26 protein-coding genes and 1 pseudogene are annotated in these 26,900 nt (G+C 63.8%); 13 read left to right on the forward strand and 14 right to left on the reverse strand.

Features of this window, described 5'->3' with window-relative positions; all coding sequences use genetic code 11:
- Positions 1-3: 3 nt before the first annotated feature.
- Complete coding sequence (locus ACN0X6_RS17705; protein WP_417705926.1) at positions 4-729, reverse strand: substrate-binding periplasmic protein; 726 nt, start codon at positions 727-729, stop codon at positions 4-6.
- A gap of 146 nt (positions 730-875) precedes the next feature.
- Here ACN0X6_RS17705 and ACN0X6_RS17710 point away from each other — a divergent pair, with 146 nt between their 5' ends.
- The 3 genes from ACN0X6_RS17710 (at position 876) to ACN0X6_RS17720 (ending at position 6,564) form a co-directional block, all read left to right on the forward strand.
- Positions 876-1,853 (forward strand): zinc-dependent alcohol dehydrogenase family protein, encoded by a 978-nt coding sequence (locus ACN0X6_RS17710; RefSeq protein ID WP_417705928.1) that lies wholly within the window; start codon positions 876-878, stop codon positions 1,851-1,853.
- Positions 1,854-2,147: 294 nt separating this feature from the next.
- Positions 2,148-4,319: a hypothetical protein gene (locus tag ACN0X6_RS17715; RefSeq protein WP_417705930.1), complete on the forward strand. Its 2,172-nt coding sequence runs from the start codon at positions 2,148-2,150 to the stop codon at positions 4,317-4,319.
- Between the two features lie 64 nt (positions 4,320-4,383).
- Positions 4,384-6,564, forward strand: coding sequence for a putative bifunctional diguanylate cyclase/phosphodiesterase (locus ACN0X6_RS17720; protein ID WP_417705932.1), 2,181 nt, complete (start codon positions 4,384-4,386; stop codon positions 6,562-6,564).
- Between the two features lie 179 nt (positions 6,565-6,743).
- Here ACN0X6_RS17720 and ACN0X6_RS17725 read toward each other — a convergent pair whose 3' ends face one another.
- Together ACN0X6_RS17725 and ACN0X6_RS17730 are read right to left on the reverse strand one after the other, a co-directional pair.
- On the reverse strand, positions 6,744-7,529 hold the full coding sequence (locus ACN0X6_RS17725) for a hydroxypyruvate isomerase family protein (protein ID WP_417705934.1): 786 nt from the start codon (positions 7,527-7,529) through the stop codon (positions 6,744-6,746).
- Positions 7,526-8,416: an NAD(P)-dependent oxidoreductase gene (locus ACN0X6_RS17730; RefSeq protein ID WP_417705936.1), complete on the reverse strand. Its 891-nt coding sequence runs from the start codon at positions 8,414-8,416 to the stop codon at positions 7,526-7,528. The genes ACN0X6_RS17725 and ACN0X6_RS17730 overlap by 4 nt, the downstream gene beginning before the upstream one ends.
- Positions 8,417-8,551: 135 nt before the next feature.
- On the opposite strand from ACN0X6_RS17730, the gene ACN0X6_RS17735 reads away from it, so the two are divergent.
- From ACN0X6_RS17735 to phnE, 4 genes are read left to right on the forward strand one after another with little or no spacing between them, the layout of a single operon-like run.
- On the forward strand, positions 8,552-9,403 hold the full coding sequence (locus ACN0X6_RS17735; protein ID WP_417705938.1) for a putative selenate ABC transporter substrate-binding protein: 852 nt from the start codon (positions 8,552-8,554) through the stop codon (positions 9,401-9,403).
- Entirely contained in the window at positions 9,400-10,200 is an 801-nt protein-coding gene (locus tag ACN0X6_RS17740) for a phosphonate ABC transporter ATP-binding protein (RefSeq protein WP_417705940.1), read from the forward strand. The genes ACN0X6_RS17735 and ACN0X6_RS17740 overlap by 4 nt, the downstream gene beginning before the upstream one ends.
- Entirely contained in the window at positions 10,194-11,021 is an 828-nt protein-coding gene (locus ACN0X6_RS17745) for a PhnE/PtxC family ABC transporter permease (RefSeq protein ID WP_417705942.1), read from the forward strand. Before ACN0X6_RS17740 ends, ACN0X6_RS17745 begins: the two co-directional genes overlap by 7 nt.
- Positions 11,018-11,779 (forward strand): phosphonate ABC transporter, permease protein PhnE, encoded by a 762-nt coding sequence (phnE, locus tag ACN0X6_RS17750; protein ID WP_417705944.1) that lies wholly within the window; start codon positions 11,018-11,020, stop codon positions 11,777-11,779. The genes ACN0X6_RS17745 and phnE overlap by 4 nt, the downstream gene beginning before the upstream one ends.
- A gap of 251 nt (positions 11,780-12,030) precedes the next feature.
- Here phnE and ACN0X6_RS17755 read toward each other — a convergent pair whose 3' ends face one another.
- The 3 genes from ACN0X6_RS17755 to ACN0X6_RS17765 all read right to left on the reverse strand — a co-directional run bounded on the left by ACN0X6_RS17755 (position 12,031) and on the right by ACN0X6_RS17765 (position 15,271).
- Positions 12,031-12,993, reverse strand: coding sequence for an LLM class oxidoreductase (locus tag ACN0X6_RS17755; RefSeq protein WP_417705946.1), 963 nt, complete (start codon positions 12,991-12,993; stop codon positions 12,031-12,033).
- Between the two features lie 227 nt (positions 12,994-13,220).
- Positions 13,221-14,117: a LysR family transcriptional regulator gene (locus ACN0X6_RS17760; protein ID WP_417705948.1), complete on the reverse strand. Its 897-nt coding sequence runs from the start codon at positions 14,115-14,117 to the stop codon at positions 13,221-13,223.
- 161 nt (positions 14,118-14,278) lie between these two features.
- Positions 14,279-15,271 carry a zinc-dependent alcohol dehydrogenase family protein gene (locus tag ACN0X6_RS17765; protein WP_221104026.1) on the reverse strand — a complete coding sequence of 331 codons (993 nt, stop codon included), beginning with the start codon at positions 15,269-15,271 and terminating at the stop codon, positions 14,279-14,281.
- Between the two features lie 549 nt (positions 15,272-15,820).
- On the opposite strand from ACN0X6_RS17765, the gene ACN0X6_RS17770 reads away from it, so the two are divergent.
- A complete protein-coding gene (locus tag ACN0X6_RS17770; protein WP_417705950.1) occupies positions 15,821-16,621 on the forward strand; it encodes a hypothetical protein in 801 nt (266 codons plus the stop codon).
- Positions 16,622-16,699: 78 nt separating this feature from the next.
- Entirely contained in the window at positions 16,700-17,179 is a 480-nt protein-coding gene (locus tag ACN0X6_RS17775; RefSeq protein WP_417705952.1) for a VOC family protein, read from the forward strand.
- 13 nt (positions 17,180-17,192) lie between these two features.
- On the opposite strand, the gene ACN0X6_RS17780 is transcribed toward ACN0X6_RS17775, so the two are convergent.
- Positions 17,193-17,678: a hypothetical protein gene (locus ACN0X6_RS17780; RefSeq protein ID WP_417705954.1), complete on the reverse strand. Its 486-nt coding sequence runs from the start codon at positions 17,676-17,678 to the stop codon at positions 17,193-17,195.
- Positions 17,679-17,882: 204 nt separating this feature from the next.
- Complete coding sequence (locus ACN0X6_RS17785) at positions 17,883-18,617, reverse strand: substrate-binding periplasmic protein (RefSeq protein ID WP_417705956.1); 735 nt, start codon at positions 18,615-18,617, stop codon at positions 17,883-17,885.
- A gap of 156 nt (positions 18,618-18,773) precedes the next feature.
- Between ACN0X6_RS17785 and ACN0X6_RS17790 the strand changes: the two genes are divergently transcribed.
- The 4 genes and pseudogenes from ACN0X6_RS17790 (at position 18,774) to ACN0X6_RS17805 (ending at position 21,116) form a co-directional block, all read left to right on the forward strand.
- Complete coding sequence (locus ACN0X6_RS17790) at positions 18,774-19,226, forward strand: MerR family transcriptional regulator (RefSeq protein WP_417705958.1); 453 nt, start codon at positions 18,774-18,776, stop codon at positions 19,224-19,226.
- 153 nt (positions 19,227-19,379) lie between these two features.
- Positions 19,380-20,615, forward strand: coding sequence for an NADH:flavin oxidoreductase/NADH oxidase family protein (locus ACN0X6_RS17795; RefSeq protein WP_417705960.1), 1,236 nt, complete (start codon positions 19,380-19,382; stop codon positions 20,613-20,615).
- Between the two features lie 15 nt (positions 20,616-20,630).
- Positions 20,631-20,723: pseudogene (locus tag ACN0X6_RS17800) on the forward strand (hypothetical protein); the annotation flags it as partial.
- Between the two features lie 219 nt (positions 20,724-20,942).
- Entirely contained in the window at positions 20,943-21,116 is a 174-nt protein-coding gene (locus ACN0X6_RS17805; RefSeq protein ID WP_417705962.1) for a hypothetical protein, read from the forward strand.
- Between the two features lie 51 nt (positions 21,117-21,167).
- Here the strand turns inward: ACN0X6_RS17805 and ACN0X6_RS17810 are convergent, their stop codons facing one another.
- From ACN0X6_RS17810 to ACN0X6_RS17835, 6 genes are all read right to left on the reverse strand, one after another.
- Complete coding sequence (locus tag ACN0X6_RS17810) at positions 21,168-21,452, reverse strand: hypothetical protein (RefSeq protein ID WP_417705964.1); 285 nt, start codon at positions 21,450-21,452, stop codon at positions 21,168-21,170.
- Between the two features lie 13 nt (positions 21,453-21,465).
- Positions 21,466-23,511 (reverse strand): pyridoxamine 5'-phosphate oxidase family protein, encoded by a 2,046-nt coding sequence (locus ACN0X6_RS17815; RefSeq protein ID WP_417705966.1) that lies wholly within the window; start codon positions 23,509-23,511, stop codon positions 21,466-21,468.
- Between the two features lie 51 nt (positions 23,512-23,562).
- The gene (locus ACN0X6_RS17820; RefSeq protein ID WP_417705968.1) at positions 23,563-24,189 is read right to left on the reverse strand and encodes a glutathione S-transferase family protein; all 627 of its coding nucleotides are present in this window, start codon (positions 24,187-24,189) and stop codon (positions 23,563-23,565) included.
- A 147-nt stretch (positions 24,190-24,336) separates the two neighbouring features.
- The gene (locus ACN0X6_RS17825) at positions 24,337-25,227 is read right to left on the reverse strand and encodes a LysR family transcriptional regulator (protein ID WP_417705969.1); all 891 of its coding nucleotides are present in this window, start codon (positions 25,225-25,227) and stop codon (positions 24,337-24,339) included.
- Positions 25,224-26,147 carry a LysR family transcriptional regulator gene (locus ACN0X6_RS17830; protein WP_196476512.1) on the reverse strand — a complete coding sequence of 308 codons (924 nt, stop codon included), beginning with the start codon at positions 26,145-26,147 and terminating at the stop codon, positions 25,224-25,226. The genes ACN0X6_RS17825 and ACN0X6_RS17830 overlap by 4 nt, the downstream gene beginning before the upstream one ends.
- A gap of 63 nt (positions 26,148-26,210) precedes the next feature.
- Positions 26,211-26,831: a LysE family translocator gene (locus ACN0X6_RS17835; RefSeq protein WP_417705971.1), complete on the reverse strand. Its 621-nt coding sequence runs from the start codon at positions 26,829-26,831 to the stop codon at positions 26,211-26,213.
- Between the last annotated feature and the right edge of the window lie 69 nt (positions 26,832-26,900).

Below are 26,900 nucleotides of genomic sequence, written 5' to 3' on the forward strand. Positions count from 1 at the left end.
GTTTCAGTCCGTCAGGTAGCGCTGCTCGATGCGCTGGTACTCGCCGGACTCACGCAGCATGCGCAGCCCCTCATCGAAGCGCCGACGCTGTTCGTCCCGGCGAAAGCCGACGCGGTACGGCGTGGGCGGGAAAATATCGAACCAGGCCAATGGCTGATGGATGTCGACCTGATCGGCGACCTCACGGTCGAGGTAGCGGATGATGCGCTTGTCGCCCACCACCACATCGGTGCGGCCGCTGTAGAGCAGGCGATTGCGATTGATCTGTAGCGCCTCCTCGCGATAACGCGGATTGTTCATGGCCATGCGCTCGAACTCAGGCCCCATCAGCAGTCGCGCACGCTGGAAAGCGCTGACGGCGTACTGACCGAGGTCGGCGATCTGCTCGATCTGATAACCGCGCTTGGCCAGCGCCACCGCCACGTTCTGATATTGGATGTAGACGTCCGAATAGAAGGCCTGCACGCCACTGCGCTCGTGAGTGGTGGCAATGGCGTCGATCTCGCCGCGGCGCAGCATCAGGTGCAGGCGCTCCATCGGCGCGTAATAGGCGGTCACGTCGAAACCGGCGTTGTGCGCGGCGCGCTCCACCAGTTCATATTCCAGGCCACGCGGCTCACCTTCGTAGACATAAGGCGGCTTGTGCGTGCCAAAGCCGACGTGCAGCACTTGCGCCGTCGCCGTTACGGCCCAGCACGACAACAGCACCAGCATCCACCCTCTGTACATGCCACCTCCGGTAATGACCCTGCCAGAGCATAGACCCCATGCGCCCCTCATAACCAGAATGGATGCCAGCCGATTCATTCCGCTTTGCCCTATCGCGGCTAGACTGGCTGCACGCATTTTGCGCCTGCCTTCAGGAGACCAAGACCATGCTCAAAGCCCAATACCAACAACGCGGCCCGGTGCCGCAGGACGTGATCAGCGCCGTGCCACTGCAGTTGCCGGAGCCCACGGCCGGGCAGGTGCGGGTCAAGGTACTGGCTGCACCGATCAACCCGTCCGACGTGCTGACCCTGACCGGCGCCTACGGCATGCTGCCGCCGCTGCCAGCCGTGGGCGGCAACGAAGGCGTGGGCAAGGTCGAGGCGCTCGGTGAGGGTGTCAGCAACTTCAAGGTCGGCCAGACCGTGCTGCTGCCGGTCGGCTGCGGTACCTGGGTCACGGCGCTGAATGCTCCGGCGGAAAAACTCATCCCGCTGCCGGATGCCGACCCGCTGCAACTGGCCATGCTGACCGTCAACCCACCCACTGCCTCGCTGCTGCTCAGCGAGTTCGTCGATCTCAAGCCGGGCGACTGGGTGATCCAGAACGCCGCCAACTCGGGCGTCGGCAGCTACCTGATCCAACTGGCCAAGCTGCGCGGCTTCAAGACCATCAACGTGGTACGTCGTGATTCGGCCATTGCCGGCGTCGAGGCCGAAGGCGGTGATCTGGTACTGGTGGACGGCCCGGACCTGGCCAAGCGTGTGCGTGCAGCCACTGGCGGCGCCGAGGTGCGCCTGGGTATCGACGCGGTCGGCGGCGTCAGCACCGACAACCTCGCAGCGGTCCTGGCCAACGGCGGCGTGCTGGTCAACTACGGCATGATGAGCGGCCAGCCCTGCCAGGTTTCGCCAGCCTCCTTCGTGTTCCGTGACGTGACCCTGCGCGGCTTCTGGCTAGCCAAGTGGTTCCAGAACGCCAGCCCGGCGCAGCAGATGAAGGTGTTCGGCGAGCTGGTGCAACTGATCGCCGGCGGCAAACTGAAGACCCGCGTCGCCGCCACCTATGACCTGGAGCACATCAAGGACGCCGTGGCGGCAGCCGCCAGCGGCGAGCGGGACGGCAAGATTCTGCTGGTGCCCTGAGACGTACAGCGATTGGTGCGCACGGCGCACCCTACTTCCGAAATACGCCCGGCGCCCCTGTTCCTGCAGGGTGCGCCCCCCTACTCGCGGCGTACTGCCTGCGGCGAGTACGCCCTACGCAGGGCAGTGCCACTGCCATTCGCTTGCCTGATGCGCAGCGATGAGGCCGACCGGCCAAAGCAGCTCATATCTGTGGGGAATAAGGCAAAGTACTTTTTTCCGTGCTAGAACCTATGGGGTTGGTCATTTTATGGCCAATGGCCAATACCCCACTGACTCGCCGGACTGTCACCGATGAAAACTAAAAAAGACGCCGTAGCCCCCGCAAAGGAAGCCACCCTGGCCGATATCGCCGACAACCTGCTGGCGCCCCCCGCGCTGCCGGGGCGCAGCGCTAGTGGCGAGCAGTATCTGTATTTCACCGAACGCGATATCGAGCGCATCCTCGATAACCTCGACGGCCTGCGCAACATGGTGTTCCCGCTGGGCGAGCCGCTGGACGAGGGCGAGTCGAGCCGCATCCAGCAGTTTCCCTCGGTGTGCCTGATCGGCCTTGGCCGCTGCGGCTCGAACATCGCACTGGACGTCGCATCCCTGGTCTACAACGCGCGCCAGTTCTATCTGGAAGAGTTTCACAGCGAAGCCACTGCCGCCATCGAGCAGGCCTCGCGCCCCAGCCGCTGGATACGCAGCAACCTGTTGCGCGCGCCGCGCAAGAACAGCAAGCCGGTGTTCCTGATCGAACCGCTGGTGATGCTCGGCGACCTGGACAAGGACATCGCCGGACGCATTCGTTTCTCGCGCAAGGGCGAGATGAGCGGGTTTCTCGACGATTACAGCAAGATGAAGATCATGGACCTGTCCGAGGTGCATGCCGGTGGGGCCGGCAATGCGCCGATCCTCGGTCAGTACCTGGCCAAGATCATTCTCAACAAGGACACCCAGCGCTTCTCCAACGAAGACTGGAAGTTCATCCACAGCTATCTGATCGACTCCTGCGGGATCAAGGCCAACCAGTCGCGCCTGTACTTCTATATCTTCAGCGCCGGCGGCGGCACCGGCTCGGGCATGGCCTCGGAGTTCGGCCTGGCACAGCAGTTCGCCTACATGAGCAAGACCTTCGACAGCAAGACGCCGGACGACGGCGAGGCCGAGCGCGAACGTGGTTTCGTCTTCGAGCCGATCTTCACCAGCGGCATCTGCATCCTGCCGAACATCTCCGACCAGCGCAGCGAGATGTCCGAGGCCCTGCACATCAACGCCGGGCGCCTGCTGTGCAAATACCTGGCCGAGGAATGGGACTTCTCCTACAACTTCGACAACGAGCAGAACAGCGCCGAAAGCGTGATGCGCCGCATCCGCCCGTGGAACGCGATGATGCTGATCTCCAACGACATCATGCGGTACGCCGAAGAGAGCGGTGACGGCAGCATCCACAACATCGACGTGACCGCCATGGAGCGCCACGCCAACCAGTACATCTCGCAGCAGATCTTCAACATCCTCACCGCCCAGGCGGTGACCAGCGACTATGACCAGAACTACTTCCGCCGCGCCGGCATCGACATCGGCGAGACCATTCGCCTCGACGCCAACGACCTGTTCATGAGCCTAGCCGGCCCGGTGGCCGTGGCCTACGCCGAGTCCGTGGTGCCCGAACAGCACGCCCAGCTCTCGGAAAAATTCCGCGTGCTGGACAAGGATCAGAGCCCGCCACGGCTGAACATCGATGATCTGTTCTTCCGCTCCATCGACCTGCCGCACTTCAACAAGGTCACCCAGGCCATCGAGGGCATCAGCCTGCTGCCGATCGAGTCCAAGCGCTATCGCCAGGCGCTGGAGCAGTACAAGTCCAGCGGCTATGACGCCACGCAACTGAGCGACCTGCACTTCTTCAAGAACTGCTCCTCGGTGGTGTCCATCGTCTCGTTGCCCAAGGACTACAAGCTGTCCTACATGGACCTGAACCGGCTCAAGACCCACCTCAACAACCTCTTCCCCAACACCACGCTCAAGCGCTATGCGCTGGTGATCGGCGCCTCGGCGAACCTGTCACTGACCACCCTGATCGTCAAGAGCCCGTGCCTGTCGGACGACTTCCTGACCCTGATCGTCGCCTACATCAAGCGCTGCTTCGCGCGCGACCAGTACCGCTTCGACGACAGCCTGGACGACGCCATGCTCGACTTCATCGTCTCCGAACGCTTCAACGAAGCGCAGCTCGACGCCATGCTCAACGAGCACGAAGACCCGGCGAAGATCCTCGACACCAACTGGTACGCGATCAAACCGATGTACGAGAAGAAGTACCGCGAGCTGATCCACGACGCGGAGAAGTTCGTGTCGATCAACGACATCCGCCTGACACGCGAAAGCGTCAAGCAGGCGATCAAGTACCTGCGCGAAATCTATCGCCACCGCATCGGCAAAACGCGGGTGATCTCGCTCAACGATTACGGAAAATAGGTGGTACGCGCGTGCCTGTGCTTCACTGAACAAGGCACGCAAGCCGCCGCCAAGCGGGGTGACTATGGAAGGACTATCGATCCGCTTTCTCGCCGACCTGCCCGAGCAGGGTCAGCTCCTGCTCGATTGTGAACACGACCCCTGGCTGGTGGCCCTGTCGTACGCCATCGCCAGCGTCGGCAGCCTCAGCACGCTGACCATCGCCAAGCATCTCGATCAGGTACAAAGGCGCAGCATGCGCCTGATCTGGGGCTTGCTTGGCGGGCTGTGCCTGGCCGGCGCCATCTGGTCCATGCACTTCATCGGCATGCTGGCGTTCCAGGCCCCTGTCGCCATTCGCTACGACCTCGCCACCACGGTGCTGTCGCTGCTGGTAGCCCTGGCTGCCGCCCTCCTGGCCGTTTACTACATGGCCATGCCGCGTCCCGGCCTGAGTCGGCAGCTGCTGGCCGCCATCATCATCGGCCTGGGTATCAGCGCCATGCACTACAGCGGGATGGCGGCGATCCGCTCGCAGGCGCAGGCCTACTACGACGTCGGCCTGTTCACCCTGTCCATCGTCATCGCCGTCAGCGCCAGCTTCGCTGCGCTCCTGCTCAACCGCTACGTGCGCCATGGCTCGCAGCGCCGCCAACGCTGGATGAAATATTCAGCGGCGCTGGTGATGGGCGCCGCCATCGCCTCGATGCACTACACCGGCATGACTGCACTCCACCTGGTGGTGCCGGACGGCACGCCGCTGCAGTTGCGCAGCGCCGACAACAGCGTGCAACTGGTACTGATCGTCGCCTCTATCACCCTGCTGATTCTCAGCCTGAGCCTGGCTGCGGCCTGGATCGGTCGCAAGCTCGACGACAAGGAGCGCGACCTGCAACGGGTCAACACCCTGCTGGTGCAGCTCGATCAGGCCAAGGCATCGCTGGAGCAGGTGGCACATTTCGACCCCCTGACCGAGCTGCTCAACCGCCGGGGCTTCAACCGGGTATTCGCCGCCACCCTGGAAGAACACGCCGTCACCGGCCGCTGCCTGGCGGTGATGTTCCTCGATATCGATCACTTCAAGCGCATCAATGACAGCCTTGGCCACGACGCTGGCGACGAATTGCTGCGCGTGGTGGCGCAGCGCATCCGCAGCGCGTTGCGTGAGCGCGACATCATCGCGCGCTTCGGTGGCGACGAGTTCTGCGTGGTCGCCAGCCTCGACAGCAACGCCGACCCGCGCGCGCTGGCCGCGCGCATGCTGGAGCACATGAAGGAGCCGATTGGCCTGGCCGGCCGCAAGATCGTGATGACCACCAGCGTCGGCATCAGCCTGTTCCCGCAGGACGGCAGCAGCGCCGACGAGTTGCTCAAGCACGCCGACCTGGCGCTGTATCAATCCAAGGGCAGCGGGCGCAACGTGGTGCACTTCTTCAACCCGCATCTGAAGCAGAAAGCCTCGTTCGAGCTGCAGCTGGAAGAAGACCTGCGCCAGGCCCTGCAACAGGACAACGGTCTGATCCTCTACTACCAGCCGATCATCGACCTGCGCAGCGGCGCGCTGAGCAAGCTCGAAGCCCTGGTGCGCTGGCATCACCCCCAGCATGGCCTGCTCACACCGGAGCGCTTCATTGCCATCGCCGAAGCCAACGGTTTCATCGATCAGCTCGACAACTGGGTGCTACGCCGTGCCTGCCTCGACCTCAACAGCCTCGACAACATGGGCTATCCGGGGCTGAAGATCGCGGTCAACTGCTCGGCGCTGAACCTGGCCAACGACCAGTTGCCTGGCCGCATCGAACAGCTGCTGAACTCGACCCGTTGCCCCGCTCACTGCCTGGAGCTGGAGGTGACCGAGAGTGCGCTGCTGAGCAACATCAACCGCGCCATCGGCCTGCTGGAAAACATCCGCGCGCTGGGCGTCAGCCTGTCCATCGACGACTTCGGCACCGGTTACTCCTCGCTCGCCTACCTGCGCCGCCTACCCCTGGATACGCTGAAGGTCGACCGCTCCTTCATTCAGGACGTGGCCCACTCCAATCAGGATCGCGAGATCGTCCACGCCATCATCGCCATGGCCCACGCCCTGCATTTGAAGGTCGTCGCCGAAGGCGTGGAAACGACCGAGCAACTGGCGTTCCTGCAGGAGCGCGACTGCGATCAGGTACAGGGCTATCTGTTCAGCAAACCGGTACCGCTGGAAGAAATCGTGGCCCTCTTCCCTCCGCATTACCGGCCGCTGGAGCGCGTCGGCACACGCTTCTAGAACCCTGCGGCAGCGCGAGCCATCCGGTGCGCGCGGCGCACCCTACCCGTCGAGCTCCAGTCGGGTGCGCCATGCGCACCAGGGCCGATACGCAGGCACCGTAGGGTGTGCCGTGCGCACCGAGCCGCAACAGTAATCACCGACACGTACCGCCAACCCGCTTGGACTGCCGGCGCCCCCTAGGTGCGCTGCTGCCACTGCGCCAACCAACCCAGACTGGCCTGCGTGCCCGCTTCACCGGGCTTGTACTCGGCGCCCAGCCAGCCGCTGTAACCGCTGTCACACAACGCGCTCAGCAACGGCGGGAATGCCAACTCGCCGGTACCCGGCGCACCGCGCCCCGGCACATCGGCGAACTGCACGTGGCCGATACGCCCGGCCAGCAGACGCATGCCTGCGGCCACGTCGATCCCTTGGCGCGCCATGTGGTAGAGGTCGTACTGCGCCGCCAGGTTCGGGTGATCCACTGCGCGCAGCAACTCATCGAGATGCTCCGGCGTATTGATCAGAAAGCCCGGCATGTCGATGGGGTTGATCGCCTCCACCAGCACGCCAATGCCCAGGCCTGCGAAGGCCTCAGCGCTCTTGCGCAGGTTGGCGGCCAGGCAATCCAGTGCCTGCTCGCGGCTCACGCCTTCGGCCAGGCGGCCGGGCAGCACGTTGATGCAGGCCGGGCGCGCCATGGCGGCGTAGGTCAGCGCCTCCTGCAGTGCGGCATCGAACTGCGTCTGTCGCGCCGGCACGCCGGCCAGGCCGGGGCCGCCGGTCATCAGGTCGCCGGCCGGCACGTTGATCAACACCAAGGGCAGCGCGGTCAACTCCAGTACCTCTTTAAGGGCGACCGCCGGCAGTTCGTAGGGAAACTGAATTTCCACACCCTCGAAACCCGCCGTCATCGCCGCCAGCACGCGCTCGCGCAGCGGCAGCTCGGTGAACAGCATGGACAGGTTGGCGGCGATCTTCATGGGCATTGCTCCCGCAGCAGTTCCACCAGCGTCGCTGGGTCACGCTCAAGAAAGCCCTGGCTGCCGTGCAGGCGCATCAGCTGCGCCGCCAGGCCGCTCATGGGCGTGGCGCTGCCCTGCTCGCGCGACAGCTTCACCGCCGTATCGAGGTCCTTGAGCAGCGTGCGCACGTGCCACTTGATCGGCTCGAACTGGCTGGCGGCCATCTGCGGCGCGAGGATCTGCAGCGGCTTGGAGTCGGCGAAACCACCGGCCAAAGCCTGCGCGATCAGGCTGGCATCGACGCCGGAGCGCTCGGCCAGCGCCACCACTTCGGCGATCACCAGCGCGTTGCAGGCGACGATCATCTGGTTGCACACCTTGGTCACCTGCCCGGCGCCCACCTCGCCCATGCGCGTCAGGCGCTGGCCCAGGTGCGCGAGAACCGGGCGCACGCGCTCCACGTCCTCTTCGCGGCCGCCAGCCATGATCGCCAGGGTGCCGGCCTCGGCGCCGGGCGTGCCGCCGGAAACCGGCGCATCTACCCAGCGCATGCCGGTACGCGCCTCCAGCTCGGCGGCCATCTCCCGGGTAGCCGCCGGTTCCAGACTGGAGAAATCCACCAGCAACTGCCCAGGCCGCGCGCCCTCGACGATCCCGCCCGGGCCGAACACCACCTCGCGCACCACCTCGGTGTTGGCCAGGCAGAGCATCACCACATTGGCATCGCGACACAGCTCGGCAGGGTTCTCCACGCGGTGCGCGCCCTGCGCCAACAGCGACGCGCATTTGTCCGGCGTGCGGTTCCAGAGGGTCAGCGGGTAGCCTGCGGCGAGCAGGCGGCGGGTCATCGGCAGGCCCATCAGACCAATCCCGGCGAAAGCCAGGGCGGGAAGCGTTGCGGTCATCGATCAACTCCAGGCAATGAAGAGCAGACCCGCATCTTAACCTCGGCGTCAGTTGTGTGCTGCCGGGGCTGCATCGGCAGCGCCAGGCCACTATACTCCGCGCGCCTTCCCCGCTATTGAACCGGAGAATCCGACATGTTCAAGAACACCCTGGCGCTCGCCGCCGGCATCGCCCTGTCCGTATCTGCCGTATTTGCACAAGCCGCCGACGTCCTCAAGGTCTCGGCCATCCCTGACGAAGCCCCCACCGAACTGCTGCGCAAATTCAAGCCGCTGGGTGCCTACCTGGAGCAGGAACTAGGCATGAAGGTGGAGTTCGTGCCAGTGGCCGACTACGCCGCCGTGGTCGAAGCGCTGGCCGCCGACCGTATCGACATGGCCTGGCTGGGCGGTTTCACCTTCGTCCAGGCGCGCCTGAAGACCGGCAACGCCGTGCCGCTGGTACAGCGTGAGCAAGACGCCGAGTTCACCAGCAAGTTCATCACCTCCGATCCGGCGGTGAAGTCCCTGCAGGATCTGAAAGGCAAGACCTTCGCCTTCGGTTCGGTGTCCTCCACCTCCGGCAGCCTGATGCCGCGCTATTTCATGCTGCAGGACGGCATCAAGCCGGAAGACTTCTTCAGCCGCGTGGCCTATTCCGGCGCCCACGACGCCACCGCTGCCTGGGTGCAGGCCGGCAAGGCCGATGCCGGCGTGCTCAATGCCTCGGTGTGGCAGAAGCTGGTCGACGCCGGCAAGGTCGACACCGACAAGGTCAAGGTCTTCGCCACCACCCCGACCTACTACGACTACAACTGGACCGTGCGCGGCAACCTCGATTCGGCGCTGCAAGAGAAGATCAAGGCGGCTTTCCTCGCCCTCGACCCGGCCAAGCCCGAGCAGAAGGCGATTCTCGACCTGCAGGCCGCCAGCCGCTTCATCGAGACCCAGCCTGCAAACTACGAAGGCATCGAAGAAGCCGCTCGCGCCGCTGGCCTGTTGAAGTGAGCATCGCCCTGCGTGGCGTGGGCCTGGCCCACGCCAACGGCAAGGTGGCGCTGGAAAACATCGATCTGCAGGTAAGTCCCGGCGAACGGGTGGCCATCATCGGTCCTTCCGGTGCCGGCAAGACCACCCTGCTGCGCCTGCTGGCCACCAGCCTGCAACCCACGCACGGCGAGATCGACTTGCTGCAGCACAACCCCTGGCGCCTGGCCGCTCGCCAGCGCCAGCGTCTGCGTGCGCGCATCGGGCTGATCCACCAGGCGCCGCCGCTGCCGCCGCGCCAGCGCGTGGTCACCGCCGTGCTGGCCGGCAAGCTTGGCCAGTGGTCATTGGCCAAGGGCCTGATCAACCTGCTGCATCCGCTGGATGCCACGGGTGCCCAGGCCGCCCTGGCGCGGCTGGACATCAGCGAACAGCTCTACCAGCGCTGCGACCAGCTCTCCGGCGGCCAGTTGCAGCGCGTCGGCATCGCCCGCGTGCTGTACCAGGCGCCGGAAGTGATTCTCGCCGACGAACCGGTCTCGGCCATGGACCCAGTGCTGGCCGGCCACACCCTGGCCGTGCTCAACCGCGAGGCCGCCGAGCGCGGCATGACCCTGCTGGCCAGCCTGCATGCCGTCGACCTGGCCCTGACGCACTTCCCACGAGTCATCGGCATTCGCGACGGGCGCATCGCCTTCGACCTGCCGGCCGCGCAGGTGCGGCCCGAACAGTTGCAAGCGCTGTACGCCAACGAGCAGTTGCAGACCACGCCCAGCTCGCCCGTGCCACCGCAGCCGGTGCATATCCCGCGATGCTGACCACCGCCCCACGCGACCCCGCCGCCCTGCCGCGCCTGCTGATCAGCGCACTGGCGCTGCTGCTGTTGTGGCCGGGCCTGAGCCTGAGCGAGCTGGACCTGACCGTGCTGGTCGATGGCGACAACACCCGCGCCATGGGCAACTTCCTCGCCGGTTTCTGGCCGCCTGCGCATGACGCCGAGTTCCTCGCTCTGCTCGGCCGCGCCACCCTGGAAACCCTGGCCATCGCCACCGCCGGCATGAGCCTGGCCCTGCTGATCGCCGTCCCCGCCGCGCTGCTGGCCAGCCGCGCGCTGTCGCTGTCGGCCGTGCACCGGGGTGGCCGCCCGGCCTGGTGGGCGAACCTGGCGCGCTGGCCGGTGCGCGGCCTGCTGATCTTCCTGCGTAGCGTGCCGGAGATCGTCTGGGCACTGCTGTTCGTCCGCGCCGTCGGCCTCGGCCCCACTGCCGGCGTACTGGCCATCGCCATCACCTATGCCGGCATGCTCGGCAAGGTGTATGCGGAAATCTTCGAATCGGTCGACGCCCGCCCCACACGCGCGCTACTGGGTGCCGGCAGCAGCCGCCTGGCCGCCTTCGCCTACGGCGTGCTGCCCAATGCTGCGGGAGAGATGCTCTCCTACACCGTGTACCGCTGGGAGTGCGCCATTCGCGCCTCGGTGGTGATGGGCTTCGTCGGCGCGGGTGGGCTGGGCCAGCAGATCGACCTGTCGCTGCGCATGTTCGCCGGCGGCGAAGTGGCGAGCATGCTGCTCACTTTCCTTCTGCTGGTACTGCTGGCCGACCAGTTCAGCCGCCTGCTGCGCGCGAGGCTGACATGAGAGCCGGCAATCTGGTCCTGCTTGCCGCCATGCTCGGCGCGGTGCTCGCCTCGTTCCTCTATCTGGGCATCGACCTCGGCGCCCTGGTCGCCGGCGACAGCCTGGCGCAGATGGGCCAGTACGCCAGCGGTTTTCTGCAGCCAGACTTCTCGGCCGCACACTTGCAGGCCATCGGCCGTGGCGCGCTGGAAACCCTGGCCATGTCCGCCATCGGCACCCTGCTCGCTGCCCTGCTCGGCCTGGCCCTGGCACTGCCGGCCGCCGGGCGCTTCGGCGGCTTCGCCCTGCACCTCACACGCCTGCTGCTCAACGCCCTGCGCGCCATCCCCGAACTGGTCTGGGCGGCGCTGATGGTGCTGGCCGCCGGCCTCGGCCCCAACGCCGGCACCCTGGCCCTGGGCCTGCACACTGCAGGCGTGCTCGGCCGCCTGTTCGCCGAAGCGCTGGAAAACACCCCGCGCGAACCCGCCGACGCCATTCGCGAAAGCGGCGGCGGACGCATGCTCGCCTTCTGCTACGGCACCCTGCCCGGCGTCTGGCCGCAACTGGTGGCCTATACCTTGTACCGCTGGGAAAACAACATCCGCATGGCCAGCGTGCTCGGCTTCGTCGGCGCCGGCGGCCTGGGGCAGATGCTCTACGTGTCGCTCAGCCTGTTCCAGGAAGCCCAGGCGGCCACGGTGATCCTGGCCATGTTGCTGCTGGTGCTGGCGGTCGATGGTCTGAGCGGCTGGGCGCGGCAGCGCTGGGTGAGCTGAGCCGGTCAAGGCATCGGGCCTGACCGGCTACAGCGTTACAGCACGCTCTCGATCGCCCCTGTCATCCTCGCCTGGCCAAGGCCTGGAACTGCTCCTTAACGTGTCGCCGAAGCTGTTCCAGAGCCTGACGGCCAAGGTGAAACTCGGCACTGTCATTGCCGATGTGGTCTGTGAAGAAGCTGACTGGGTGAGTCGGGGGTGACAGGCGGCAAGCGGCCAAGAGCGGACACGCAGTAAGTCTTCATATTCCTTCAGGCAAAGAGTGGAAGCACATACTCCGCCAGCTCTTGAGTACTTTCTTTCACTGAGCGGTACGACACCCTCATATTCAAGGCAATGTGCGACACACCCTGGTCACGCTGTCGCTGCCAGAGACTGATGAGCGCATTTCGCCCCCCGCGCAGTCCTCGTCCCCAGCGAATAGGGGCATTGGGGTCTTTGTCCAGCTCAAAGAAGGTTCCATAACCGTAGGGCTTGAACGCCTCTGGCCCACACGCGGACTGCCAGAGGCTGATCAATGAAGGTAATTGCTCAAGGTTACTCTGATGCCAGATCCAGCCATCCATATGCTCTGCCAACCAAGTTAGTTCCTGGCCACAGCGCCCTAGCGCCAACATCGGTAGCCGTGCATGAAATGCCTTGGGAACCAGATCTAGGGTTCCGTCCAACCTACCGTAGTGACTCGACTTGTGAATGGGAAATGACCCGTTCGAGACGGCACGGATAACTGCATATGCATCACGAAAGCGAGATTCTCGGTTGTCGAAATCGACTCCAAACGCAGGGTACTCCGATGGGCGATCTCCCGTCGAAACTCCCAATAGGAATCGCCCTTGGGAAAGCTGATCAACTGACAGCGCCTGCTTGGCTACGGCTATAGGATCTCGTAGCGGAAGGATCACTCCGGCTGTGCCGATTGCAATACGCCGAGTTGCCGCAGCAAGCCATGCTGCATACACCATAGAGTCGTATATCTGGGCTACATCCCCAAAAGCCGGGTCGCGTAGCGGTACGTCACGTAGCCAAAGTGCAGCGAAACCAAGATCGTCAGCAAGCGCAGCTAGCCCGGTATGTTCTGCCATGGTCGGAGTATCGCTCAGGGGATAGCCCTCTAATGGCGTTAACAGGCCGAACGTCAATTTTCCAGGGACAAAAACTTTGGTAAAAACACTCTCAACCAGTCCATGCGGGGGCACTCTTTTCTCCGACATCATCGCTCTCTCAGGTGTTAAAGCCAGTTGGCCAAGCGGGCTGCTTGACTGGTTCGTGAACCTCATCGCGAGGGGCTCTGCCAAATGGGCAAGCTCATCGAGCAAGGCCCCCACACTGCGCGACTGGCGTCATATTCAGTTGTAGAGAGAACGGTACGCGTCGAGAAAGGCGGGATAAATTCGTTAACGATTCATGGACTGTTATTCGAACCAATACCAATTGATCCGCACTAACGCCTTTTCTCTTGGAAAAGCGCGCTCACCCATTCGACGAATACCCGCACATTGGGTGAGAGATGACGTCTATCTGGGAACAATACGGAAACGACCTTCGGCTCGACTGGAACATCCGGCAGCACCTCTACCAAGCGGCCGCTATCGATGTATCGCTGCAACGCTGGGCGCAGCCCCTGCACCATCCCAATACCCGCCAAGGCGCAGTAGAGCAACGCCTCGGCATTGTCGACGACGATGCCGCTGCGCATCTTCACACTGATAGTTTTACCGTTTCTCCTGAACCGCCAGGGCATAATCTGGCGACGCTGCTCAACCATGAAGTTGACTGCAACGTGCGCCTGCAAATCATCCAGCGTGTCTGGTAAGCCATGTTTCTTTACGTATGCGGGGGCCGCGCAGGTCACCAAAGCAACCTCGCCGATACGCTTGGCAATCAGGCTCGAATCATCCAAATCGCCTAGCCGCACCGAACAGTCGATGCCTCCCGCGATGAGGTCGTTCAGGTTGTCGGAGGCGCCCAGGGATATTTCCAGGCCGGGGTAGCGCTCCATGAACTCGGGCAGTCGTGGGATGATGACGGCGTGACCGAGTACGGTCTGCATGTCTATCCTGAGCTTTCCTCGTGGCGGACGAGTCGGCGAAAACCAGTCCAGTGTGTCTGCAAGGTCGGAGAGTAACTTCAGGCTGCGTTCATAGAACTCATCGCCGGCAGGTGTTGTGTTCACTCTACGTGTGGTGCGGTGCAGCAGCTGCACGCCCAGTTCGCGCTCAAGATTCTGAATAAGCTTTGAGAGTGCCGGGCGATGCACATTGAGCGCCTCGGCAGCTTTGGTGTAGCTGCCATGCTCAACCACTGCCACGAACATTTGCATGGCTTCAATCAGGTTCATCGCCATCCTCTACCTACCTGCGCACGGGCCAGAAGTTCTATGCACTGAGGATGATAGCGAAGCTGGGCTACCTCTCTCAGGCATCAACAACGGAAAATGCCATCGCTGCTCCCGAGCAGCGATGGCATACAGCAGCCAAATCGACTGCCGCAGGGGGCTACTCAGTCAACCACGACGACAATCTTGCCGATCTGCGCGTTCGACTCCATTCGGCGGTGTGCTGCCGCGATGTCCTTGAGTGAGAAAACTTGGTCGATGACAGGCTTGAGCTGACCACTTGCCAAGCCTTTGGCAACGAAAGCCTTGGCATTGGCCAGCTTTTGCATATCCATGGTGATTTCGAACAGCTCGTAGCCGCGCACGGTCAGATGCTTGCCAAGAATATCGAAGACCGGAACCGGGATATCGCGATGATCCAGCGCACCGTACTGGAAGAAGATCCCAGTGTTGGCCATGGACTTGATCAGCTTGGTTGCCTCGGGGCCACCAACGGGATCGAAAACAATACGCGCACCTTTGCCATCGGTGATCGATGCCACCTCGGCAATCAGATCCTCTTCCTGGGTAGCGATGACATGTTTTGCACCCGCATCCAGCAATGCCTGACGCTTGGCACTTGTGCGGGTAAGGGCCACCGGGATGGCACCCTGCATGTTTGCGATCTGGATCGCTGCCAGCCCGACACTGCTCGAAGCAGCAGGGATGAGCACGGTTTCACCAGCTTGGAGATTTCCGTACTCTATCAAGGCACCGTAAGCAGTCACAAACATCATCCAACTGGCCGCTGCCTCCACGAAGCTGAGGTTGGACGGATGCTTGACGACAGCATGCACAGGCGCATTGACCACCTCACCATACATGCCGTAGTCAGCGAAGGAGAACGCCGGCACGACGCTTACTACGTCACCCGGAACAAAGTCGCTAACGTCACTGCCGACCGCGCGGACAATGCCGGCCGCTTCGTAGCCAAGCTTGGCCGGGAACTGCGGATCGATCACGTACTGCCCAGTGCGGTACATGATTTCAGCACGGTTCAGGCCGATGGCTTTTACTTCGATCTGAACCTCGCCGCTTTTCGGCGATGGTACGGCGACCTCATCGAGAGTCAGAACATCAGCGTCACCGGTACGGTGAAAATGGACAACCTTGGGCATGGCACACCTCATTAACGGCAAGAGACAACGGTCACTTCTGAAAAGTTGTGTCGATGCTACTGAGCCTCTTGCCTGCAATAGAGCACTGATCAGCTCATAGATTGTTACTCAGAAAGAACCAATCCCCGGCGGATAGGCAAATAAAAAAGACCACGGAGAAGCCGTGGTCTTTTTCACTCCGCTGCCGCTATTTAGCGTTCTGAGTTCATGATCGTTCCCACGCTCTGCGTGGGAATGCAGCCCTCGACGCTCCAGCGTCCACCACGGGCAGTTGCGCGCTGTGCTGTGACGCAGAGCGTCACGGGCTTGCTCCCACGCCGGAGCGTGGGAACCATCAATGGTGGATGCAAAGAGCGTCATCCACCCGGTGAAACCTCGGGTAGGGTGGACAACGCGAAGCTTGTCCACCTCGCTTCCCCGAAGACGCAGCCCTCCCCAAATAGTCCGGCTATTTCCCCCTTTCCCTTGTTGTCGATCAGCGTAAAGTCCCCACACCCCACACCCCAGGTTGCCGTTCAGATGAATGGCGCCAAACAAGGACTCCCCCACATGGATCGTCTACGCAGCACCCTGCCCGCCTTGGCGCTCTGCCTGTTGCCTCTCGCGCATGCCGATACGCGCCAGCCACAGCCTTGCGACGCTGCAGTGCTGGATTCACTGGCCACCCAGTTGGGGCAGCGCGGGTGGACGCCCCCTGACGGGCGCGGCGACGGGCCATTGCTGGCGGCTGCCTGCAAGCCCTGGCCGGATGATCCGGCGTTGTCCGTGGTGACCCTGGCTTACCGTGACGCCGAGGACGCCACGCCAGCGGGCGAGCGCAGCCTCAACTGGCTGGTGGCGAAGGTGGACACGCAGAGCGGGCAATTGCGCGAACGCCATGACGACTACCTTGGCGAAGATGCCGCACTGGAAATCGATGCCGGTAGCCTGTGGCTGGATACCGCGCGCTATCACCTGGCGCCAGGCGTTCGCGCGTTCGGTGTAGTGGTGCGCAGTGTCGCGCGCGGGGCGAGCTGTCCGGATGCCGGCTTCAATGACCTGCTGACGCTGGTAGTGCCGCAAGGCCCTCGGCTGAGGCCGGTGTTTGCTACCTATCTGCATTCATGGACGACGGTAAAGGGCACGTCCTGCGTGATGGACAGTGACTTCCAATCGGAGCGTGCCGACCTGACGCTGGGCCTTGGGCCCAAGCATGCTCATGGCTACGCCGACCTGATGCTAACCGCTCATGTTAGTGCTGGCCGGCAGGAGCCCGTGCTACGCAAGGTCAGCACCACCGTCCGCTACGATGGCAAGCACTACCCCTTCGATCAGTTCCCGACGTTCTGGATGACAGAACCGCAGCCGTAACGACGAACAGGCAAGGACAAGCCAGCGCCCCACTGCCGTCTAGACTGCTGAGTCTCAACCCACGGTGGGAGACTCAGGATGACCAGCAAGAACACCATCTGCCTCTGGTACGACCGCGACGCGCTGGAGGCAGCGACCTTCTATGCCGAGACCTTTCCCGACAGCGCCGTGCTGGCCGTGCATCAGGCCCCAGGCGACTACCCTTCTGGCCAGCAGGGCGACGTGCTGACGGTGGAGTTCAACGTGATGGGCATTCCCTGCCTGGGTCTGAATGGCGGCCCGGCATTCCAGCACAACGAGGCGTTCTCGTTTCAGGTCGCCACCGACGATCAGGCCGAGACGGATCGCCTGTGGCACGCGATCATCGACCACGGCGGCCAGGCCAGCGAATGTGGCTGGTGCAAGGACAAATGGGGCATCTCCTGGCAGATCACCCCGCGCCTCCTCAGCGCCGCCATCGCCAGCCCCGACCGCGCAGCCGCCAAGCGCGCCTTCGAGGCGATGATGAGCATGAGCAAGATCGACATCGCCAGCATCGAGGCGGCGCTGAAAGGCTGATCGGCGTGGCGGATCAGGCGCGGGCGTTCTTCTTCTGCAGGATCAGCGACGCTTCGTTATAGGCGCTCTGGAAGGCGTCGCTGCCGATCCAGGTGATCGCCGCCTCTTCGTCTTCATCGTGGAAGATGCCGCGGTAGACGATCAGCAGGCCCATCATGAAGTCGGTCGCGGCCTCTTCCGACTCCTCGGCGACCACCAGTTCCAGCACCGGGTACTGCAGGAATATCAGGCACAAGGCGAGCAGGCTGATGCCCTCGCCGACTTTCATCGCCTGGAACAGATCATCGAAAAGCGCAGGGTCGAAGCCATTCTCCTCGATGTCCTTGAAATCGAAGGTGCTCAGGTCGATCTCGACATCATCGAACGGCTCATTGATCAACGGGTTGGCGAGAATCGGATGGACGACATTGGCCTGCGCCTTGGGCTTGCCCATGCGGTTCTGCTTCGCTTTGGTCTTGGCCCGCTGGGCGCGCTTCTTCTGTTTGTCAGGGGAGGCCATAAGGCGGGTTCCTTGGTTGCTGCAGCCATGTTGATGGCCTGGAATGATCAGGCGCCCATTGTATGCAGTCTCGGTGCGAGCTGTCGGCAAAAGCACATGCCTTTGCTTGTGCGAGATGAGAGGCGTCGGCTAGCGCAGGCTGGCCCGCAGCGTCACTGCGGTTTCGCTGCGCGGCGGGTGACCACCGCTCAGCGGTATGAGGGATTACCGATAGCGGCCATGAATGCGCTCCAGCTCACCCGTTTCGCGCAGATGCTCGAGCGCTCTGGCCCAGTTGGCTACCAGGTCATCGTCACTGTCACGACTGAAAGCGATGTACAGCGATGAGCGATACAGCTCGATGGGGACTCGGCGCATCGTGTCGGGAGTGATGTTCAACCGGCGACTGTAGTAGGCCACGCCGGCGTCGGTGTCGCCGATGATGACCTCGGTGCGACCGGCCAACAGCATGCGGTAGAGCTGCTCGCTCTCCGTTGCGCTCGTGTCGAGGTTGTCGAACCCCATCGAAGCCAGCATCGTGGGCACCAGGCCTGCGTGCCGGGTGGTGATGCGCGGGGCATTCAGCAATTGCTCCAGCGTGTGGATCGGCTGCGCTGCAGCGGCCAACTGGTAGGGATAGATGGACTCCTCGGCGATGGGCCCGACCCACTTGAACAAAGGCTCTCGCTCAGGCGTGCGAAACAGCGAATACATGATGGTTCTGGGCTGAGTGTGCAGCACGCGAGTGGCGCGCATGCTGGGTCTCATCCTGATCTCGAAGTCGTCGCCGGTCAGCGCCATGATGGCCCGCACCACTTCCGTGGCCATGCCGGTGATCTGCTCGTTCTCCCGGTAGTTGTAGGGTGCCCACTCCTCGGTGACGAGCTGATACGTCTCGGCCTTGGCAAGCGCCCCCATCAGCAGGCAGAGCAGCGCGGCGATGAGTATCGAGTGCTTCACGGGCTGTACCTGCTGGAGGGGATGCGGTTCAAGAGCGGCTCTGATCAGGGTGGCTCGGCAAGCATAGACGCTATGCCAGTGTTGCAGCCTCATGGCCAGAGCCGAAGGTTAAAGTTAACCTTGAACTCAACGCCCCTGCCACGGTGATACACCCAGATGAAGATCGGCGAACTCGCGCAGCGCACAGGCCTTGCGGCCTCGCGCATTCGCTTCTACGAAAGCATCGGCCTGCTCAAGCTGGTGGAGCGCCAAGCCAACGGCTATCGCAGTTACCCGGAACAAGCCGTGCTGGTGCTCAACCTGATCACCACAGCCCAGCAGGCCGGCTTCAGCCTGGACGAGTTGCGCACCCTGCTGCCGCAGGATCTGGCGCAGTGGGAACAGGGCAAGCTGCTCGATACCCTGCAGGCAAAAGTGAAGGACATCGAAGCGCTGGAGCAGCGCCTCGCGCAGAGCAAGGCGCACCTGCTGGCACTGATCGACGAGATCGAAAGCAAACCGGACGATATCGACTGCGCCACCAACGCCAAGCGGGTGCTGTCGAAGATGAACCTGGGCGAGACGAGCGAGCTACCCAGACCTGCCGGCAAAATCCGTGGGCGCACCTGAGACCCTTTCCACCTTCGAACGCACTGCACCGCACCCCATCTGCACGACTCACGGCCATATGCAGACTCGGAACGTTAGTGGGCGAGCACGCCCATTGACATTAAAGTGAACTTTAAAGTTAAGGTCGGCGCTGACTCAACCGAGGAAGCGCCCATGACCCTGTTCGATCCCCTTGTCCTGCCCAATGGTTCGACCCTGCCCAACCGCATCGCCAAGGCGGCGATGGAAGAGAACATGGCGGACGCCAACCACGCACCGTCCGAGCACCTGATGCGTCTCTATCAGGCCTGGGCCGAGGGCGGCGCCGGCCTGCTCATTTCCGGTAACGTGATGGTCGACAGCCGCGCCATGACCGGCCCCGGCGGCGTGGTGCTGGAAGACGACGAACAACTGGCGCGATTCGAACGCTGGGCCCGTATCGGCCGCGCCAAGGGGGCGCAATTCTGGTTACAGATCAATCATCCCGGCCGGCAGATGCAGTCCAACCTGGGCCAGCCAACCTGGGCGCCTTCGGCCGTAGCGCTGGAGCTGGGCAACCTGTCCAAGCGTTTCGCCACGCCGCGGGAAATGACCCCGGCAGTCATTCAGGACGTGATCGAGCGCTTCACCCGCACTGCGCGCCTGGCCGAGCAGGCCGGTTTCACGGGCGTGGAAATCCACGCGGCGCACGGCTACCTGCTCAGCCAGTTTCTGTCGCCACTGACCAACCAGCGCAACGACCAATGGGGCGGCTCGCTGGAAAACCGCGCGCGCCTGCTGCTGGAGATCGTCAAGGCAGTGCGTACCGTGGTGTCACCGGGCTTCGCCGTGGCGGTCAAGCTCAACTCGGCAGACTTCCAGCGCGGCGGTTTCAGCGCCGAGGACGCGCAACAGGTGGTGCACCTGCTCGGCGAGATGAATGTGGATCTGGTCGAACTTTCCGGTGGCAGCTACGAGGCGCCGGCCATGCTGGGCCAGGCCCGCGACGGTCGCACCCTGGCGCGCGAGGCCTACTTCCTGGAGTTCGCCCGCGAGATTCGTGCAGTGGCGAGCATGCCGATCATGGTCACTGGCGGCATCCGCCGTGCAACCGTTGCACAAGAGGTGCTGGACAGCGGTATCGAGATGGTCGGCATCGGCACGGCCCTGGCCATCGACCCGAACCTGCCGCGTGACTGGCAGCTCGGCCTCGGCAGCGCCCCCCAGCTGCCACCGATCACCTGGAACAACAAGGTGCTGGCCTCGCTGGCCAATATGGCGGTGGTGAAGTATCAGCTGCACAAGCTCAGCCAGGGCCGGGATACCCAGCCCGGCGTATTCCCCTTGTGGGCGCTGGTGACGCAGCAGGTGAAAGACCTCTTCCGTACTCGCCAATATCGGCGGCGGATGGAGAGACGCGCAGTGCAGTAAGCCGCGCAGAACTTCGGCTTCAGCAGCCCGGCCAATCTGCGGCGCATGTTCAAGGCGCTGACCGGGTTGACACCTGCGAAATATCGCCAGCAGTACGGTCGTCAGTAATTCGGAAAGACCTGAAACAGAGTTTCCGGCCCAATCCTTACCACTGAATATTTCAAGATGATTCAAAACGTCCCGGACAGGAAACGACTGAATAAAAACCCAACTGTTCGTTGCATTAAAAGAACAGTCCTTTGCTAAATCTCCGGTTTAATTAGCTTGCTAACGAAGTGTATAAACGAACCGCGACATTTCGCCGCATCCGCATTTCGAGGAGACAGCATGAACGTGATCGTACGTGAACGTGACCACCAGCACCTTTCCCGTGAAGCCCGTGCCATGGGGATGCTCGTCTGGGACGTGATCCAGAATGGACAGCTGGTCGGTATCTTCCCGTCTCAGGACGAAGCCGATGCCTACCGCAAAGCGCTGGAAGACGCGCAGCCGCAAGGCTAAGCGGAGGCTGTTGCCGTTTCGAGCGAAACGGCAACAGCTTCAGACGAGCACTCAGCCCAACGCACTCTGCGCCCTCAACCGCGCCACCGACGCTCCCTCGCCAGCAGCCTGCAAGCCCCGACAATCCCTCGCCGACCAATAGCGCAGGCACCACAGCATATGCAGCCAGAACCTCGAGCGTTCAGGTGCATGCCTGGGCAACTCGCGCGACAGCAACAACTGCGACGCCAGATAGCCGACCTCCATTTCGCCGTGCTCGTAACGCCCAGGCGAGTTGCGCACTTCGCCTGTTTCACCATCTGGCCAGATGTCACGACGTTCAGATCGAATGCTCATCGACTCGGCCCTCTCACAGATCGAGCACGAGGGGTTGCACGCCATCCTCACCCTGTGCCGGCACCGCGCAGCAGATCAGCACACTATCGCCCTCCGGCAACTCGGCTGGCGGGTTCGGGTAATGCACCTGGCCGCTGACCAGGCGCGTCTTGCAGGTGCCGCAGGAACCGCCACGGCAGCTGAATTCGGGCGTCAGGCCACGACTTTCCGCCAGTTCCAGCAGGCTGCCACTATCCGGCGTCCAACGCGCTTCCTTGCTCGAGGTGGTGAAATACACCGGCACCGGCTCGGTTGCCGCTGGCGGCTGCACGAAGGTCGTCCCCTGCCCATCCGTGCGACGCGCCAGTGTCGAAGGGCCGAACGCCTCGGCATGGATGCGCGCGTCAGCGACGTTCAGGTCGCGCAGGCCGTCGTAGATCGCCTGGGTAAAGGCGGCCGGGCCGCACAGGTAGAAATCGTAATCGTCGAACGACAGCGCCGCCTTGATCTGCGCCAGCTCGATGCGCCCGTGCTGCTCGTAGTCGCGCCCGAGTACTGCGTCCTGCTCCGGCGCACTGAGGGCACGGTGAACGTGCAGCAGGCCACCCGCACGTTGCACCAGCTCGCGCAGCTCGGCCTGGAAGGGCAGGTCGCCCAGCGTCCGCGCGCCCTGGAAGAAATGGATGCGTTTGCCCTGCCTCAGCGCCACCTGCTCGCGCAGCATCGACAGCAACGGCGTGATGCCGACACCGGCACCGATCAGCACCAGCGGCCGGTTGGTGTCGCTATTAAGGGTGAAGCTGCCCAGCGGCGGACGTACTTCCAGCACATCGCCAACCCGGATCTGCTCGTGCAGGTGCCGCGAGACCAGGCCCTGCGCCTTGACGCTGATACGCAGTTGGCCATCCGACGGCGCGCTGGACAGGCTATAGGTGCGCAGCAGGGTGTCGCCCGTGGCGGTGGTGATGCGTATCGGCAGGTGCTGACCGGCGGCGAAGCGCGGTGCAGCGCCCTGCTCCGGCGCCAGCACGAACGAGCGGATATCGGTGCTCTCCTGCTGCTGGCGCTGCACACGCCAGCGCTGCCACTGATTGCGCTGCTCACGCTCGCGCAGGCGCGCATCGGTTTCTGCCCAGGTGCCGGTCATCAGGCTGGTCGGCGCATATTCCTCGAAGGCCCAACGTAGCGAGGCCGCCGCCGGGCGCAGTACCACCTGCTCGACGTCGAAGGTCCACAGTCGCTCAGCGCCTTCGAAGAGGTTGATCAGCGGGCTGTCGAGGATGATCTCGGCGCGGCCAGCCAGTTGCAACACGTCGCCCGAGGTGAAGTCGACGAACAGCAGGCCGGCGCGCGGATTGACGCTGAGATTGCCCAGGGTGTTGAAGAACAGGTTGCCGGCGTAGTCGGGAATGGTCAGGCGATTGCCCTCCACCCGCACGAAGCCGGCGCGCCCACCACGGTGGGAGACGTCCACCGAGCGCTGGCCATCGTCGTGCTCGACGTAACTGGCAACGAAGAAGGTGTCGGCACTGCGGATCATCTCGGCGCTGCGGGCATCCAGTTCGCTCGCATCGAAGCGCTCGACGCCCCGCTCGGGTACGCGGCGGTAATGGCGCAGCTGGATGTACTGCGGGCAGTTGCCGAAGGAATGCTCCACGGTGATGTCCAGACGCTGTGCCGACGCCTGATGAATATGCCCGTTGATGCGATTGCGCCGCCGCGAATGCAGTTCGATGCCAAGCAGGCCGATGGCCTCGCCGCTGCCCAGACCGGGCGTGGCCGGATCGAGCGGGTCGAGCGCCATGGCGGCGAGGTCGAACGACAGGTGACGGGGATCGGGCGAGGTGACGAACCCTTCTTCGCCTTCGATCAAAGTGGCCCAGGGCTGGCCGCTGCCATCCACCGAAGCGGCGATCATGAACGGCAGTTGCTGGTAGAACTCACGATGCTGATCCGGCATGTAGTCGCGGATCACCTTCTGTCCGAGCACTTCCATGCGTTCGCCGACGCCGACCTTTTCCTGCAGTTGCTTTTCACCGGCATGCCAGGGCGAGTGCCGATGGCTGGGGAGCTGTTGCATGCTGCGCCCTCCTTCAGAGGTGCTGCCGGTGTACCCGGCAGCGGCTGTGTATCAGGCTTGCAGACCGGCGGCGGTACGCGGCATCGGCACGAAACCTGGTAGCGCCTCGATGCGGGCCAGCCAGGCGCGGATGTTCGGGTAGGGCTCCAGCGAGACGTTGCCCTCCGGCGCATGAGCGATGTAGGAATAGTTGGCGACGTCGGCGATGCTCGGCTTGTCACCGGTGAGAAACGGGGTTTCGCCCAACTCGCCTTCCATCACAGTGAACAGCGCATGAGCGCGGTTGATCACTTCTTCGGTGTTGAACGAGTAGCCGAATACGGTAACCAGGCGCGCGGCAGCAGGGCCGAAAGCCACCGGACCCGCGGCCACGGACAACCAGCGCTGTACGCGAGCGGCGGCGGCGGGGTCTTGCGGCAGCCAGTCGTCATTACCGTAGCGCTTGGCCAGGTAGACGAGGATGGCGTTGGAATCGCTGATGATGGTGCCGCCGTCATCGATCGCCGGTACCTGGCCGAAGGGGTTGATGGCCAGAAACGCCGGCGTCTTGTGCTCGCCCTTGGCCAGATCGACGAAGATCAGCTCGGTGGGCAGTTGCAGCAGCGACAGCATCAGCTCGGCGCGGTGGGCGTGGCCAGAGCGCGGAAAGTTGTACAGCTTGATGGCGGGACGGGACATGGCGATGACTCCTTCGAGCGTGATTGGATAAGGTCACCGCGAGACAGCTTGTCTTCGCGACGATGGGGGCATCTTCGCCCTATCCAAACCCAAGAAGAATCACCACACAGAACAATCCACTATTTCACTTTCTGCAATCACCTCACATCAAGCCTGAAACGCCGGATGGGCGCGCAGACGCGGCACGGCGAAGTCGAGGAAGCTGCGTACCCGCGCCGCTGCCCGGCGCCCTTCACGGTAGTACAGCTGCACCGGCACGGGCGCTGCGGCGAAGTTTTCCAGCACCGTCTGCAATTGCCCGCTGTGCAACTCCTCATAGGCCTCGTAGCTCAGGCAGCGGGTCAGGCCAAAACCGGCGAGCGCTGCGCGGATCGCGGCCTGCGGCGTGCTGCAGGTCAATCGCGGGGCGAGCTTCACCGCGCCGTCGGCAAAGCGCCATTGCCCCGCGTGGCCGGTCGAAGAACGGGCGATGGTGCGGTGCGCGAGCAAGGCCTGCGGGTTGGCCGGCCAGCCCCAGCGCTGCAGATAGGCCGGCGCTGCACAGACCAGCGGCCGCGCCCAACCCAACGGCACGGCAAAACCGGACGAACTGGGTAGATGGCCGACCACCACGGCCAGGTCGATGCCCTCCTCCAGCAACCTCGGCGGTTCTTCGCGCGCCAGGGTGGCCAGGCTCACGTCGGGAAATTCCGCCAGGTAGTCGACGGCGATGGGCGTCAGCACCTGATGCGTCATCAGCAGCGGCAAGGCCAGATTGAGCTGTCCGGCGGGACTGGCGTGCAGACCGGTCACGGAGCGCTCGGCCTCCTCCACCCGCCGCAGGATGCGCTGGCAGCTATCGGCGAACGCCGCACCCGCCGCGCTCAGGCTCACACCGCGCGGCCCGCGCAGCAGCAAGGTGCTGTCCAGGCGGTTCTCCAGCGCTGCAACGGTCCGCATCACCGTGGCCTGCGACAGCTGCAACTGCCGAGCAGCCGCCGCCAGGCTGCCCGCCTGGGCCACGGCGAGAAACACCTGCATCTCGCGGTGAGCGTTCATGAAACAGGCGCTGCACCGGCCGCACGCAGCGCCGGGTCGGCACGAAAACTGGCAGCGCAGTGGTCGACGAAGGTACGCACCTTGGCCGAGACCTGGCGACCGCCCTGGTGAATGATGTGCACCGGCAAGGCCGGCGGTTCGAAGGCCTCGAGCACCAGCTCGATCTCGCCACGCGCCACTGCGGCTGCCACCTGGTAGGACAGCACGCGGGTATAGCCCCAGCCCAGGCGCGCCACGCTGATTGCCGCCTGGTTGGAACTGACAGTGAAGCGTGGCTGCGGCATGAAGCCGAACGGGCCGTCCGCGCCGACGAACTGCCAGTGCGACAGCAGGGTGCTGGCGCTGGACATGACGATGGGCGCAGCGCGCAACTCATCCGGGTGGCGCGGGCGCCCGACACGGTCGAGAAAGGCTGGCGAGGCGCACACCACCGAGCGGATCTGCCCGACCTGCAACGCCGGGTGATCGCCCTCGGGCAACGAGCCGATGCGCACGGCCACGTCGATGCCCTCCTCCATCATGTTCACCACGCGGTCGACCAGCAGCGCATTGACCTCCACGTCCGGGTGGGTGTCGAGGTACTGGGCGATGCGCGGGATCAGGAACAGTTCGCCGAACATCACCGGCGCCGTCACGGTGAGCCGCCCGCGCGGGCGCACGCTGCCGCCGGCGGCCAGTTCCTCGGCCTCTTCCAGCTCCAGCAGGATGCGCCGGCAGTCCTCGACATAACGCTGGCCGGCTTCGGTCAGGCGCAGGCTGCGGGTACTGCGCGCCAGCAGCAGCGTGCCCAGGCGTGCCTCCAGCGCCGCGACGGCGCGGGTCACGCTGGGCGGCGAAATGCCCAGCAGCTTGGCACCACCGGCGAAGCTCTCGGCCTCGGTCACCGCCAGCAGCACCCTCATTTCCTGAAACCGATCCATCGTCACCGCCTGGTTCTTCGTTGCATCGACGCAGCGTACCTCATGCCGAGGCCGCGTCCAGAATCAACGCCGACTCAAGGCCAGACGCGCAGCGAACAGGACGAAGATCAGCCCGGTGCTGCGATCCATCCACTTGATCACCGCCTCGCGCCGCAGCCAGTGGCCGAGTGGCTGGGTGGCACCGATCAGCAGCAGCGCCCAGACCAGGCTGAGCGCGACATGGATACCCACCAGGGCGAATGTCCAGGTGATCAGCGGCTGCCCCGGCGGAATGAACTGCGGCAGGAAGGAGACGTAGAAAATCCCCACCTTGGGATTGAGCACGTTACCCAGCAGACCGCGCAGGAACCAGTTGGCATCGGGAATGCCGCTCGATTGTGCGGGTGTCAGCGAGGTACGCGGGCGCAGCAGCATGTTCAGCCCGAGCCAGGCCAGATAAGCCGCACCGCAATACTTGAGGAGGTTGTAGCCGAACTCGGAAACCGCCAGCAGCGCGCCGAGGCCGAAGGCCACCGCCACGCCCCAAAGCAAGCAGCCGGCATTGATGCCCAGCGCTGCGCGAAACGCCTGCTGCCGGCCCTCGACTGCGGCAGTGCGCAGCACCAGCGCCGTATCGATCCCTGGCGTCAGGGTCAGCAGTGTGGCAGCCAGAGTGAAGGCGACCAGGTTTTCGGCAAAGGGCATCGGCAGGCGCTCCGTCAACAGGGCAGAGCGCGAGTATAAACAGCGCACCGTTCAAACCCTAGGGTGCGC

The organism is Pseudomonas sp. (assembly GCF_048269965.1).
Classification (GTDB): Bacteria; Pseudomonadota; Gammaproteobacteria; order Pseudomonadales; family Pseudomonadaceae; genus Aquipseudomonas.